10 protein-coding genes are annotated in these 13,068 nt (G+C 49.3%); all 10 read left to right on the top strand.

Translation table 11 applies throughout. From position 1 onward, the window contains the following. Position 1 precedes the first annotated feature (1 nt). The 10 genes from NJH59_RS19735 (at position 2) to NJH59_RS19690 (ending at position 11,827) form a co-directional block, all read left to right on the top strand. Positions 2–538: an acyltransferase gene (locus NJH59_RS19735; protein WP_253087212.1), complete on the top strand. Its 537-nt coding sequence runs from the start codon at positions 2–4 to the stop codon at positions 536–538. Further along, entirely contained in the window at positions 535–1,884 is a 1,350-nt protein-coding gene (locus NJH59_RS19730; protein ID WP_253087211.1) for a hypothetical protein, read from the top strand. Before NJH59_RS19735 ends, NJH59_RS19730 begins: the two co-directional genes overlap by 4 nt. Beyond that, a complete protein-coding gene (murJ, locus tag NJH59_RS19725; protein ID WP_253087210.1) occupies positions 1,881–3,380 on the top strand; it encodes a murein biosynthesis integral membrane protein MurJ in 1,500 nt (499 codons plus the stop codon). The genes NJH59_RS19730 and murJ overlap by 4 nt, the downstream gene beginning before the upstream one ends. A 124-nt stretch (positions 3,381–3,504) precedes the next feature. Next, a complete protein-coding gene (locus NJH59_RS19720) occupies positions 3,505–4,377 on the top strand; it encodes an SDR family oxidoreductase (protein ID WP_253087209.1) in 873 nt (290 codons plus the stop codon). A 106-nt stretch (positions 4,378–4,483) separates the two neighbouring features. Continuing rightward, on the top strand, positions 4,484–5,494 hold the full coding sequence (locus NJH59_RS19715) for a polysaccharide biosynthesis protein (protein WP_253087226.1): 1,011 nt from the start codon (positions 4,484–4,486) through the stop codon (positions 5,492–5,494). Beyond that, positions 5,487–6,614 carry a non-hydrolyzing UDP-N-acetylglucosamine 2-epimerase gene (gene wecB / locus NJH59_RS19710; protein ID WP_253087208.1) on the top strand — a complete coding sequence of 376 codons (1,128 nt, stop codon included), beginning with the start codon at positions 5,487–5,489 and terminating at the stop codon, positions 6,612–6,614. Before NJH59_RS19715 ends, wecB begins: the two co-directional genes overlap by 8 nt. 61 nt (positions 6,615–6,675) lie before the next feature. Further along, positions 6,676–7,842 carry a glycosyltransferase family 4 protein gene (locus tag NJH59_RS19705; RefSeq protein ID WP_253087207.1) on the top strand — a complete coding sequence of 389 codons (1,167 nt, stop codon included), beginning with the start codon at positions 6,676–6,678 and terminating at the stop codon, positions 7,840–7,842. A gap of 88 nt (positions 7,843–7,930) precedes the next feature. Next, positions 7,931–8,524 (top strand): sugar transferase, encoded by a 594-nt coding sequence (locus tag NJH59_RS19700; protein ID WP_253087206.1) that lies wholly within the window; start codon positions 7,931–7,933, stop codon positions 8,522–8,524. Positions 8,525–8,593: 69 nt separating this feature from the next. Next, the gene (locus NJH59_RS19695) at positions 8,594–9,772 is read left to right on the top strand and encodes a DegT/DnrJ/EryC1/StrS aminotransferase family protein (protein ID WP_253087205.1); all 1,179 of its coding nucleotides are present in this window, start codon (positions 8,594–8,596) and stop codon (positions 9,770–9,772) included. Positions 9,773–9,832: 60 nt separating this feature from the next. Beyond that, a complete protein-coding gene (locus tag NJH59_RS19690; RefSeq protein WP_253087204.1) occupies positions 9,833–11,827 on the top strand; it encodes a nucleoside-diphosphate sugar epimerase/dehydratase in 1,995 nt (664 codons plus the stop codon). The last annotated feature ends 1,241 nt before the right edge of the window (positions 11,828–13,068 follow it).

Below are 13,068 nucleotides of genomic sequence, written 5' to 3'. Positions count from 1 at the left end.
AATGAATCTACGCAGGTTATTAAAAATATTTACCGTCCCTTTTAATATGCTTCATGCAGCCTATGCGCCTGTGAGCTATGCCAGAAAAGTCGGTGTCCAGATGAAAGGGACAGTCACGATTTATGGTTCGAGTTACTATATGTTCAGCTCGGAGCCTTACTTGGTGACGCTGGGTGATAACGTCTTCGTCAGCGTCAGTGCGAAATTTGTGTGCCACGATGGCTCTACATTGCCTTTTCGCCAAATGATCCCAGATTTGGAATTGGCGGGAGAAATCAGTGTGGGTGACAATGTATTTATTGGCATGGGGGCGTTGATTTTGGCGAATGTACATATTGGCAGTAACTGCATAGTAGGCGCTAATTCTGTTGTGACGAAAAATGTGGAAGATGGCACCATCGTTGCTGGTAATCCGGCACGTGTGATCAGTCACACTGATGATTGGCTTTTGCGGGCTCAAGAAAAATCATTGAAAATCGGCCATCTGTATGGTCAGGATAAGGTAGATGCATATAAAAGGATTTTCAAAAAAAAATGAAAATCATCAGCTACCGTTACCTCCCGCTGAATGTTTATATCGTTTATTCTGTTTTTGTATTGTTTAGTCTGTTAGTAGGCCCCATGGAATATCAAGGGCTCGATTACCTGGTGCTGTTTTCCTTTGTGTTCGTTGCACTACTCCTTTTTATTATCGGCTTTCTTGCAGGAGCGCGGGGTGACTACAGAAAGCATCTTGATCTCTTAAAAGAGCGCCTTTTTGCCTATCGTCGTGTCGAGCGACTTGTTCAAGGCTTATTGCTACTGAGTGTAACGGCTGCACTGTTGCAATGGTATTTTTTTGTCTCTGCGGGGGTGGGGGTCGGCTTCGATAGTATTGGGGAGAACTATGTTGCCGGTTATCAGGGGTATGAGCGTGGTCAAGCTAGTATCGACATAATGTATGTTTTGAACATTTTTGAGCAATCGCTTACGTTAGTTGTGCTGCTATTTTGTTTTTATTATTTTTCAGTGATGGGGCGGTTTTCCCGATTTGCGTTTATATTCGTGGTTGTAACGTATTTGCTAGTCAACGTGCTGGCGGCTGGTAAGCAAAAGTATCTGGGCGATGTTGTAGTTCTAACTCTTTTCTGCATGGTCGTTAATTTTGCCGCCAGAGGTAGTAGGATCAAGGTGTCAGCGGTTCTTGCCGGTATTGGTTTGGGCTGTTTTGTGTTTTTGATGTTCGTTGAAATATTGCGTCAACGCTATCAGGCAGCGGGGATCAATGTTGGTAACATTTATGAGAAGGTGCACCCGTTAATTGTTTGGAATGATAATGCCTGGGTCCTGAGCGTAGTAAGTTCAGACTATGCTCTTGCGTTGGGCATTTTTCTGGGTTACTTCACCAATGGATTGTATGGCCTCTATTTGAGCCTAACGTTGCCATTTGAATGGACCTATTTCGTTGGTAACTCATATTCGTTGGGGCGCATCGTAGAAATTCTTTTTTCGGCGGATGGTTCTGTGCTTGAACACACTTACCCATATCGCGTGGGTCTTGCTTATGGATGGGGGTTTGACAAATGGCATTCGCTATTTTCCTGGCTTGCTTCAGACATAACTTTTCTGGGTGTATTGCTTCTTACTCCTATCTTCTCGTTTTTCTATGCGCGTATTTGGCTACAAGCGGTTAGAGCTAATAACCCTTTCTCCGGCCCCTTGTTCATTTATTTTTCCATGGGCTTGGTGTTTAGTTACGCAAATAACCAAATTATGCATGGTTTGGCAGGCGTATTGGTATTACTGGTTCTTTTCGTGGGTTGGTGTGCCTCAAGAAACACGGGGGGCGGGCCTCGTGCAAGTGAGATAGAGTTAAAGCGCCCGTACGATGAGGTTGCGAATTGAAAAAGCATGGGCACTTTTTGCTGATACTAGGTTTGGTCGTCGCAAGCAAGGTCAGTGGTTTTTTCAAGGACTTATTGTTTACCTTCTACCATGGAGTTTCCAGCACGACAGACGCCTATTTTCTGGCGAACTCGATTTCCTCTGTCCTATACATGGCTATTTATTCAGCTATCCCCGTATTGATTGTTCCCCTTTACTCTCGTTTGATGTTGGTCGGAGATCGCCTCGCTATTGATCGGGGCCTGTCTGCGGCCTTTTTCTTTTTCTGCACGCTCTCGCTGGCGGTCAGCTCAGCGGTGTTTTTCCTGTCTCACCCGTTGACTGAGTTATTTGCGTCAGGGGCGAGCGAGTCGGTCAAGTATTCGGCCGGAAACTACTTGTCGATAATGGCGTTGACGTTCGTGTTGTCTACGTTGGTGTCGCTTTTGAATGCTGTTCAAACGGTCAACAAGGTAGTCATTCCCAGCTACATCGTTCCGATAGGCAACAATCTGGTGTTTTGTACGGGACTGTATTTGTTCAGTACACCCGAACAGTTTGAATCTGTGCTGCTATTGGGGGTTTTGGCTTGGTTACTGCTCGTTCTTATCAATGGCTATATTGCTCGCAAAAGCATAACGTTGCTACCCGGCGTTGGGTTTGATTTTTTCAAGGATAAAGAATTCATTTTTCTGTTCCTTCCTGCTGTCATGTCTTTTTACGTGGAGCAACTTAACGGATTTGTAGGCGTGTATTTTGCGGCCGAACTGGGTGTCGGAGCGATTTCGGTGTTTGGGTACTCTACAAAATTGAATTTGATATTTCTTTCAGTTTTTCTAGTATTTCTCACGGCTTCGCTGTTTCCTCGTATTGCGGCGGTGGCCGCACGTAACGACAGTGCGGAGCTCGCTAGGTACCTGACGGTGTGTATACGCGTAGTAGTTCTCTGTTCCGTGCCGATAGCGATTTACATGATCTTCTATTCTGAAGAGATCGTTACTCTCCTTTTCAAGCGAGGCAAGTTTTTGAGCGAAGATGTTTCTAGGGTAGCGTTGGTGTTATCTGTAATGTTATTGGCGCTTCCATTTTGTTTGCTCAGAGACATTATGAATAGGGTGTTTTTTTCTCATGGTAATACATTGACTCCGGTGCTCTTGTCGCTTTTTGCGCTGTTGGTCAACGCAGTCATTGCCTGCTTGTTCTATCAGCGCAATGGTTTGGTTCTACTTGCAGTTGCAGCGGTAGTCTCGACGATTCTGAACTGCCTGGTGGGTATTTTTCTGGTCCAGCGCAAGACTGGGTTCAGTCTGTTTTTTCCTATGGGGCATATCGTAGGGTTGTGTGGGGTGGCAGGCGGGCTGTCTTATTGTTCTCTGCGTTGGCTTGATGGCATACTGGCAGATTATTGGTTACCGCTTTTCGTGCCCTTCTTTTTGGTATATTTAGGCTGTTTGCTGCTTTTGCGCGTCAAGGAAGCTTGGGGGGTGGCGGGGGTATTGCGGAGGCGGGCTTCCTAGTCGGCACGCGCTGACGTTCTTGGTGCCAGGCATATCCTTTGCTAGCGAGCATGGGATGGAGCCAGCAGGAGGGTGCAGCTCTTGTGAATGCCTAATTATTCAATTTTGATTTTCGAGGTGTTATATGCGGGTATTGGTGCTGGGTGCTTCAGGCATGCTGGGGAGTGCGGTACTTAATGCCCTTGGGCAGGACGCCTCTTTCGAGGTGTTCGGCACGTTACGCAGCGCATCAGGCATGCGCTACTTTGCAAAGCGCCTTCACTCTCAACTTATTTCAGATGTTAATGTTCTTGAGCTTGATACACTGGTCAGAACGCTCGAAAATGTCAAACCTGACGTTGTCATCAACTGTGTTGGGCTGATCAAGCAGTTTGTTGAAGCGAAAGATCCTCTTATTGCCTTACCTCTCAATTCGTTGTTCCCTCACAGATTGGCACGCTTGTGCGGTTTGGCAGGCATTCGTCTTGTACATGTCAGCACTGACTGTGTATTTTCAGGTTGTAAAGGGATGTACAAAGAAGATGATGTATCTGACGCTGAGGATCTGTATGGTAAGTCAAAATTTCTGGGGGAGTTGCATCACGATTCGCATGCCATTACCTTGCGTACATCAATTATCGGGCATGAGCTAAATTCTTCAGTTTCATTGGTCGATTGGTTTCTCTCACAGCAGGGTAGTGTCAAAGGGTATGTGAACGCCATATTTTCCGGATTACCAACCGCCGAGCTGGCATCAGTGATAAAACATTATGTGTTGACGCGTCCGGAGTTGGCGGGCCTCTATCATGTTGCCGCTGACCCTATCAGTAAGCATGCGCTACTAAATTTGATTGCGGCGCAGTACGGAAAAGTCATCGAGATTGTTCCCGATGAGCGAGTTGTCATTGATCGTTCTCTGGATGCTCAGCGTTTCAATACGGCCACTGGCTATGTTGTGCCGGGCTGGAAAGCCCTGATCCAGACAATGTTCGAGACGCGCACGAATACTATCTATTGAGATTGTGCTGGACAAATACTTGCATTGCAAGGTGCAGCCGACCTTCAGCGACTCCAGGAGATCGACGCGTTCGGTCATGCCTAGCGAAGAATTAATGGGTGATTTTATGTTTGATGACAAAGTTCTAATGATTACTGGCGGCACTGGCTCATTTGGTAATACGGTACTGAAGCGATTTCTCGATACAGGTGTACGCGAAATACGTATTTTCAGCCGCGATGAGAAAAAACAAGAGGACATGCGTATTGCGTTGGCTAACGATAAAGTAAAATTTTACATTGGCGACGTTCGTGATTACTCAAGCCTTATACAAGCCATGGTAGGTGTCGACTATATTTTTCATGCAGCGGCACTCAAACAGGTTCCTTCCTGCGAGTTTTACCCGATGGAGGCGGTGAAGACAAACGTCCAAGGGACTGAAAATGTACTCAACGCGGCCATTGCCGCCGGTGTCAAGCGCGTCGTTGTGCTAAGTACGGACAAAGCTGTATACCCTATTAATGCTATGGGGATATCAAAAGCGATGGCCGAAAAGCTGATGGTTGCCAAATCGAGGATGATTCCAGAGGGGGGGACGGTTGTGTGCGCGACCCGATATGGCAATGTCATGGCCTCACGCGGTTCAGTCATTCCACTATTCGTTGAGCAACTCAACAGAGGTGATGCGCTCACGGTGACTGATCCTGAAATGACGCGTTTCCTGATGTCGCTTGAGGATTCTGTTGACCTGGTGTTGCACGCGTTTGAGCACGGTCAGCAAGGCGATATTTTCATTCAGAAAGCTCCAGCCTCGACGGTGGGTGATCTAGCGGCAGCCCTGAAGGAGCTTCTGAGCAAGGAGGCGCCGGTCAAGGTCATTGGTACCCGCCATGGCGAGAAATTATATGAGTCGCTCGTGTCACGTGAGGAAATGGCCAAGGCAGAGGACATGGGGCGCTACTATCGTATTCCTGCCGATAATCGTGATCTAAACTACAAGAAGTACTTCGTCGAGGGTGAGCAAAAAATTTCTGACGAAGATGACTATACATCGCATAACACCGAGCGTCTAGATATCGAAGGCGTGAAAAAAGTACTACTGAAGCTGGATTACATTCAAGGTGTTATCAATGCTTAAAGTCATGACGTTAGTAGGTACTCGCCCTGAGCTCATAAAGATGAGCCGGGTGATCGCCGAGCTCGATAAGCAAGTAAACCATGTGCTGGTTCATTCCGGTCAGAACTACGATTACGAGCTCAATCAGGTGTTTTTTGACGACTTGGGCATCCGTAAACCGGATCATTTTCTGGCGGCTGCGGGTCAGACGGCGGCGCAAACTATTGCGGAAGTCATAAGCAAGTCGGATGCGGTTTTTGAGCTAGAAAAGCCTGATGCAGTATTGCTGTACGGTGACACTAACACGTGCTTGGCGGTAATTGCCGCGAAACGTCGTAAAATTCCGATCTTCCATATGGAAGCAGGCAACCGTTGTTTTGATCAGCGCGTTCCTGAAGAGCTGAATCGAAAAGTTCTGGATCACCTCAGCGATATCAACATGGTGCTTACCGAGCATGCGCGACGCTACTTGATTGCTGAGGGGATCCGGCCAGAAACCATCATCAAGACTGGTTCTCATATGGCTGAAGTATTGGATTACTATCTGCCGAAGATTAACCAATCTGATGTCGTCAAGCGTATGTCGCTGGAAGAAAGTAAATTTTTTATCGTCAGCGCTCATCGTGAAGAGAATGTGGACAGTCCTGAAAATCTCAATGATTTGATCGACACCCTTATGGTGCTGGCTGAGCACTATCATTACCCGGTAATTGTTTCCACCCACCCCCGGACTCGCAAGCGTCTGGAGACCCTGGGGATTTCGCTGGATCACCCACTGATCCAATTCATGAAGCCGTTTGGCCTATTGGACTACATCAAGCTGCAGATGTCTGCATTTTGTGTACTTTCCGACAGCGGCACCATCACCGAGGAGGCGTCGTTACTGAACCTTCCTGCGGTCACCTTGCGTACAGCGCATGAGCGACCTGAAGGAATGGACCAAGGTACATTGATTATGAGTGGACTGAAAGCCACCCGCGTGCTTGAAGCGGTCAAGGTGGTGGTGAGCCAGCATGATCGCAGTCAACAGCGTGTTCCTGTCGTGCCTGACTACCTCGGAGGACCGGTTTCTGTGCAGGTCGTCCGTGTGGTTTTGAGTTATGTAGATTACATCAATCGTACCGTCTGGGGTAAGTACTGATCTTCGGAAGGATTGCCACTTGCTAGTGTCACCTGCTGTTGAAGGTAATAGGGCAACACGAATGAGTGTGCATTGTTTAAAAAAGGCAGATACTAATCGACCTATGAATTTTCTTTTGATTGCCAGCTTTCCCGAGTCATTGCTTGTGTTTCGAGGTGATCTGCTCAAAGCGCTGCAAAAGCGCGGTATGATCGTGCACGTCGCTGCACCTGGTCTGCTGCCGGGGAGTGAGGTTCTAAAAAATATCGAAAGTGCCGGGTTCGTTGCACACGATATTCTCCTAAATCGGGTGGGGATGAATCCTCTGAAGGATCTGCGCACAGTGTGGGACCTTTGGCGTTTGATGAGGGATATCAGGCCGGACGCTGTGCTGGGCTATACGATCAAACCCGTCATCTATGGCATGTTAAGTGCGCGGTTTGCTGGTGTGCGTAGACGATTCGCATTGATTACCGGGCTTGGCTACACGTTTCAGGAGCCTGCCGGACAATCCCGAAAACGCTTGTTACTTCGTTTACTGGTACAGCGCCTTTACGCTTTTGCCTTGAAAGGTGCGAATAGCGTTTTTTTTCAGAATCCTGATGACCAGGCGCTCTTCAAAAGCAGGCAGTTGCTCTGTGAGGGGGCTCGCTCGATGGTAGTCAACGGTTCTGGTGTCGATCTTGCTAGGTATGCAGTGAGTGAATTGCCACCCACCATCAGTTTTCTCTTGATTGCTAGGCTGCTGGGGGACAAGGGAGTGCGTGAGTACGTTGCTGCAGCGCGTGCCATCCGCGCACATCACCCGGAGATTGAGTTCAAGCTGGTTGGGTGGATCGACGATAATCCTGATGCCATAGGTTCCGATGAGTTGGATTCATGGGTGACCGAGGGCACTATCAGTTTTCTGGGCCGCTTGAGTGATGTGCGTCCTGCGATCGCTGGTAGTAGCGTATACGTGTTGCCTTCATACAGGGAAGGCACGCCACGCACTGTGTTGGAAGCAATGGCTATGGGGCGTGCAGTCGTAACCACCGATGCCCCAGGTTGCAGGGAGACCGTTTGTGATCAGGTCAACGGCTATCTGGTGACTGTTGGCGACAGTAATGAATTGGCGCAAGCGATGATGAAGTTCATCCGGTCACCGGGCCTCGTAAAAGAAATGGGTCTTGCTTCTCGAAAAATGGCCGAGAGCAAATTCGACGTTCACGCCGTCAATCAGATCATGATTCGGGAGATGGGCCTGTAAGGTGCAGCTGGGTGCTTCAAGTTGCCATAGCAATCGAAAATTGAACTAAGCTCGCGAAACTTACGTCGAGCTATTATGGGTTTGGATTATGCTCAAGCGTTGGATGGACATAGTTTTTTCCTTTACTGGATTGCTGGTGCTTTCACCAGTGATCTTGATCGTTGCCTGGAAAATTCGTCGTAATCTGGGGGCTCCCGTGTTGTTTCGTCAGGTTCGCCCAGGCCTGCATGGTAGGCCTTTCGAGATGGTAAAGTTCAGAACCATGCGCGATGCCGTGGATGAGCAAGGCCATCCTTTGGCGGATGCCGACCGCATGACGGCATTTGGAAGTTTCTTGCGCTCAAGCAGCCTGGATGAATTGCCGGAACTGTGGAATGTGCTTAAAGGCGAGATGAGCTTGGTAGGACCACGGCCATTGTTGATGGAGTATCTTGATCTTTACAGCCCAGAGCAGATGCGCAGGCACGATGTTCCACCAGGTGTCACCGGCTGGGCACAGGTAAATGGTCGCAATGCCCTCAGTTGGGAGCAAAAGTTCTCGCTTGATGTATGGTATGTGGATAACCGCTCGGTTTGGCTGGATTTTAAAATAATCCTTTTGACGATCAAGAAGGTGATTGTGCGCGAAGGGATCAGTGCCGATGGTGAAGCGACTATGCCCAAATTCACTGGTAGTAAGTAATCAATTGCTTACCGAGCTAGGTGTGCGTCGAACTTATCCTTGTCACAGAATTTATGGAGCGAATTTTGTATGCTGAATACACGTTTTTCCCCATGGCCTTCCTTTTCGCAAGAAGAGGCTGATGCTGCTCGCGATGTTATTTTGTCCAACAAGGTCAACTACTGGACAGGGTGTGAATGCCGAAAGTTCGAAGAAGAGTTCGCCGCATGGACAGGTACTGCACATGCTATCGCCTTAGCCAATGGTACCGTTGCACTGGACCTTGCGCTGAAAGCGCTCAACATTGGTTGCGGCGATGAGGTCATCGTTACTTCTCGTACATTTCTTGCTTCAGTTTCAAGCATCGTTAACGTAGGGGCGGTTCCGGTGTTTGCCGATGTTGACCGTAATACTCAAAACATTACCGCGCACTCGATCAATGCGGTGTTGACGAATCGCACGCGTGCTGTGATATGTGTACATCTTGCAGGTTGGCCTTGCGATATGGACCCTATCATGGAGCTGGCCCAACAACACGGTCTCAAAGTGATCGAAGACTGCGCGCAAGCCCACGGCGCACGTTACAAGGGGCGAGCGGTCGGCTCAATCGGGCACGTCGGTGCGTGGTCTTTCTGTCAGGACAAGATTATGACTACTGGCGGAGAGGGGGGCATGGTGACCACCAATGATCGTGACCTCTGGTCTAGCATGTGGTCATTTAAGGATCATGGAAAAAGCTGGGAAGCGGTCTATGAGCGTGAGCATGCCCCAGGCTTCCGCTGGGTCCATGACAGCTTTGGTACCAACTGGAGGATGTTGGAAGTACAGGGCGCTATCGGACGCATTCAGTTGCGCCGCATGGCGCATTGGCATTCGAGTCGGCTGAGCAACGCTCAACGCATCTGGGCGTGTGCACGAGGGCTGCCAGGTTTGCGGGTACCTGGGCTCCCCCATGACGTCGTTCACGCCGCGTACAAGTGTTATGTTTTTGTAGAACCCAAGCAACTTAAAGATGGTTGGAGCCGTGATCGAATCTTGCATGAGATCGCTGCACTTAATGTTCCTTGCTTCTCGGGTTCGTGTTCCGAGGTGTACCTTGAAAAGGCATTCGACGGCACCGGGTGGCGCCCACCGGTTCGTTTGCCTATAGCACAGGAATTGGGTGAAAACAGCCTCATGTTCCTAGTTCATCCTACTCTGACAGCAGATGAGATCGAACAGACGTGCGAGATTTTGAAGATGGTGATGCAGGACGCTTGCAACGGGTAAACCGCGGTGCGTTACGAATTGCTTTGAAGTAGGTTGTCATGTGAGGTGTATCAAACCGGTATGCAGAATTTAAGGAGTTTACTGCTGGCCCTGCCAAGGGGGCAAAAGCGCGCGCTTCAGGTTGCCACTGATGTCGTGCTGGTGTGGCTCGCACTCTGGCTTGCGTTTGTAGTGCGTCTGGGATTTGATGATTTGGTCAATCCATTCGCTACGCATATTTGGCTGTTCTTCAGTGCACCAGTAATTGCCATACCGCTGTTTATCCGCTTCGGTATGTATCGGGCCGTAATGCGCTACTTTGGAAATGATGCGCTGATTAGCATTGTGAAAGCGGTAAGTCTGTCTGCTTTAATCCTTGCACTTGTGGTCTATTGGTACGGCAGCCGTCAGTCTTTGGTGCCACGCTCGATAATTTTCAACTACTGGTGGCTGAGCCTGATAATGGTCGGTGGGCTACGGATGGTGATGCGGCAATATTTTCTTGGGGACTGGATCGCCACCTCTCGGCACGTTCCGTTCGCCAACCGCGACAGTGGATTACCTCGCGTTGCCATTTATGGTGCCGGCGCTGCCGGCAATCAGCTGGTTGCCGCGTTGCGTATGGGCCGTAGCATGCAGCCGGTAGCATTCATCGATGATGACAGCAGCATTGCCGATCGCGTTATCTCCGGCTTGCAAGTGTTCGAGCCCAAATGTATTCAGCAGATGGTCGACCTGACAGGTGCTCAAGAGATTCTCCTTGCCATCCCATCGTGCAGCCGTGCACGTCGACGAGAAATTCTTGGCTACCTCGAAGGTTTTCCTCTTCATGTACGCAGCGTACCGGGGCTGATGGATCTGGCCAGCGGGCGCGTCAACGTTGATGATATTCAAGAAGTTGATATCGCAGATCTGCTTGGGCGTGACGCTGTTCCAGCGCAGCCTGACCTTTTCGAGCGATGCATTCGCGGCCAGTCGGTTTTGGTGACGGGCGCCGGTGGCTCTATAGGGTCTGAGCTATCGCGACAGATCTTGATGCATAAGCCCAGTACATTGTTGCTCTTCGAGCACAGTGAGTTCAATCTTTACATGATTTTAAGTGAGCTTGAGCAGCGTATAGCGCGTGAGTCACTCTCAGTAAGGCTACTACCCATTCTTGGTTCTGTACGCAATCAGAGGCAATTGCTGGATGTGTTGAAAACCTGGCACGTGAATACGGTCTATCACGCTGCAGCTTATAAGCACGTACCCATGGTGGAGCACAACATCGCTGAAGGTGTGTTGAACAATGTCATCGGTACATTGAATACTGCTCAGGCTGCTTTGCAGGCGGGTGTTGCCAACTTTGTACTCATTTCAACAGACAAGGCGGTTAGGCCGACCAATGTGATGGGCAGCACCAAACGCTTGGCCGAGATGACGTTGCAAGCGCTGAGTCGAGAAATTGCCCCCGTGCTTTTTGACGACTTGAGCAATATTTCCCAGGTCAACAAAACACGTTTCACCATGGTTCGATTTGGGAATGTTCTGGGCTCTTCGGGATCGGTGATTCCATTATTCCATCAACAAATAAAATCCGGCGGTCCCCTGACCGTTACGCACCCCAAGATCACACGTTACTTCATGACAATTCCTGAGGCTGCACAATTGGTAATTCAGGCTGGGTCCATGGGGCAGGGTGGGGATGTATTTGTGCTGGACATGGGGGAGCCAGTCAAGATTGTCGAGCTTGCCAACAAGATGATTCACTTGTCAGGGTTGACCGTCAGAAGTGATACCAACCCTTATGGTGATATCGCTATCGAGTTTACCGGGCTGCGCCCTGGAGAGAAACTCTATGAAGAGTTGCTTATTGGCGATAATGTTTCTGAAACCACTCATCCTATGATTATGAGTGCGCATGAGGATTATCTTCCTTGGGATTTGCTCAAGGAAAAACTCAGCGAGTTGTTGAGCGCTATCGAGCGTGATGATTATTCGAGAGTACGTCTTTTGTTGCGAGAAACCGTCAGCGGTTACACGCCAGAGGGCGAGATTGTTGACTGGATTTATCAACAGCGCCGGTTGGAACCTTGATCATTTCATCGTCAGTGCTTGGGCAGCTGTTAGTTGCTCCAAGTGCTTTTTTGAAGCCTCCTTTCGACCAGGATCGTTGACACTTTAAAGTAAGGGTGCTCATTATTCCGCTTTACCTTTTTTGGCGTATTGCAGTTGTAGTGGTCTAGTGAGATCGGACACCTATTTAGACGAGAATGCTCGCCTCTCACTTGAACTCAGCGCCACCGTGGTGCTCGACAAAGGCCATAACACGCCGAGGATCCCGTTCACTTTGAGGTATAATCAGCCCTGCGTCTGTGAAAGAGCCAGCTTCGGTAAGAATGTGGCGTTATCACTCCGACCAGCAAAGCATTGATACCTGATCAGCGAAAAATCCATGAGATCAATCGCTTGGAATGGGGAAAGTCGATCCTGAAAAAGGTTACCGCGCTCTTGATGGCCGAGGAATACGAGAACTTGCGTTAGTCGATCAATTCCGTTCGGAAGAGCTGGTTGATCTGTTGTTCTCGGTTTTTGAAGTCACCCGATCTTGCTATTACGCACACTGCCGCAAAGACGAACGCCGGATGTAACGGCTCGCTTTACGCGCTTAGGTGAATGAGTTTTTCACCCAGAGCCGTAGCGCAGCTGGCAGTCTGAGCATCATATTTATGTTGCGCGATGACGGAATACAGATCGGGCGATCCAAGGTGCGCAAGCTGAAGCTGATTCAGTAAACAGCCAGACTCGCATCACTATAAAAAGGCAACGGTTGAACGTCCCAACATGTCAAATGTACTGAGTAAGGAGTTCAATGTTTCGGCACCGAACGAAGTCTGGTACTGCGATATCAGGTACGTATGAACGCAAGATCGCTGGCACTAACTGGTTGCAGTGATTGATATGTATTCGCGCCGTTTGGTGGGCTGGTCGTTCTCACCGAAGTGCGATGCCGACTTGGTGATCAAGGCCATAGACATGGCATATGAGCAACGGGGCCCCCACAGAATATTTTACTCCACAGCGATCAGGACAGCCCCTATAACCAGTCTTTCCGCCAACGGCTGTGGCGCTACCGCTGCCAAAGAGCATGAGCCGGCGCGGGACCTGTCATGGCAACGCACCGACGGAGCGTTTGTTTCGTAGCCTGAAGACAGAGCGGATTCCGACCTTTGGCTGCATCAACGCCCCTTGCTCAGCAGGATATCGCTCAGTTTTTGGTACAGCGATATAACCGGTAACTTCCGCATCAGTTCGACGCTGGTTTAACGCCTGCGGTT

It is taken from the genome of Pseudomonas sp. VE 267-6A, assembly GCF_024126555.1.
In the GTDB taxonomy this organism is placed as follows: domain Bacteria; phylum Pseudomonadota; class Gammaproteobacteria; order Pseudomonadales; family Pseudomonadaceae; genus Aquipseudomonas; species Aquipseudomonas palmensis.
This window is presented reverse-complemented; position numbering and strand designations above follow the sequence as displayed.

What these genes read in the sequence shown, in the direction of transcription:
- NJH59_RS19690 (WP_253087204.1), top strand. Translation starts at nt 9,833, where the DNA reads ATGCAGAATTTAAGGAGTTTACTGCTGGCCCTGCCAAGGGGGCAAAAG.
- NJH59_RS19735 (WP_253087212.1), top strand. Translation starts at nt 2, where the DNA reads ATGAATCTACGCAGGTTATTAAAAATATTTACCGTCCCTTTTAATATG.
- NJH59_RS19720 (WP_253087209.1), top strand. Translation starts at nt 3,505, where the DNA reads ATGCGGGTATTGGTGCTGGGTGCTTCAGGCATGCTGGGGAGTGCGGTA.
- NJH59_RS19700 (WP_253087206.1), top strand. Translation starts at nt 7,931, where the DNA reads ATGCTCAAGCGTTGGATGGACATAGTTTTTTCCTTTACTGGATTGCTG.
- NJH59_RS19705 (WP_253087207.1), top strand. Translation starts at nt 6,676, where the DNA reads ATGAGTGTGCATTGTTTAAAAAAGGCAGATACTAATCGACCTATGAAT.
- NJH59_RS19730 (WP_253087211.1), top strand. Translation starts at nt 535, where the DNA reads ATGAAAATCATCAGCTACCGTTACCTCCCGCTGAATGTTTATATCGTT.
- NJH59_RS19695 (WP_253087205.1), top strand. Translation starts at nt 8,594, where the DNA reads ATGCTGAATACACGTTTTTCCCCATGGCCTTCCTTTTCGCAAGAAGAG.
- wecB (WP_253087208.1), top strand. Translation starts at nt 5,487, where the DNA reads ATGCTTAAAGTCATGACGTTAGTAGGTACTCGCCCTGAGCTCATAAAG.
- NJH59_RS19715 (WP_253087226.1), top strand. Translation starts at nt 4,484, where the DNA reads ATGTTTGATGACAAAGTTCTAATGATTACTGGCGGCACTGGCTCATTT.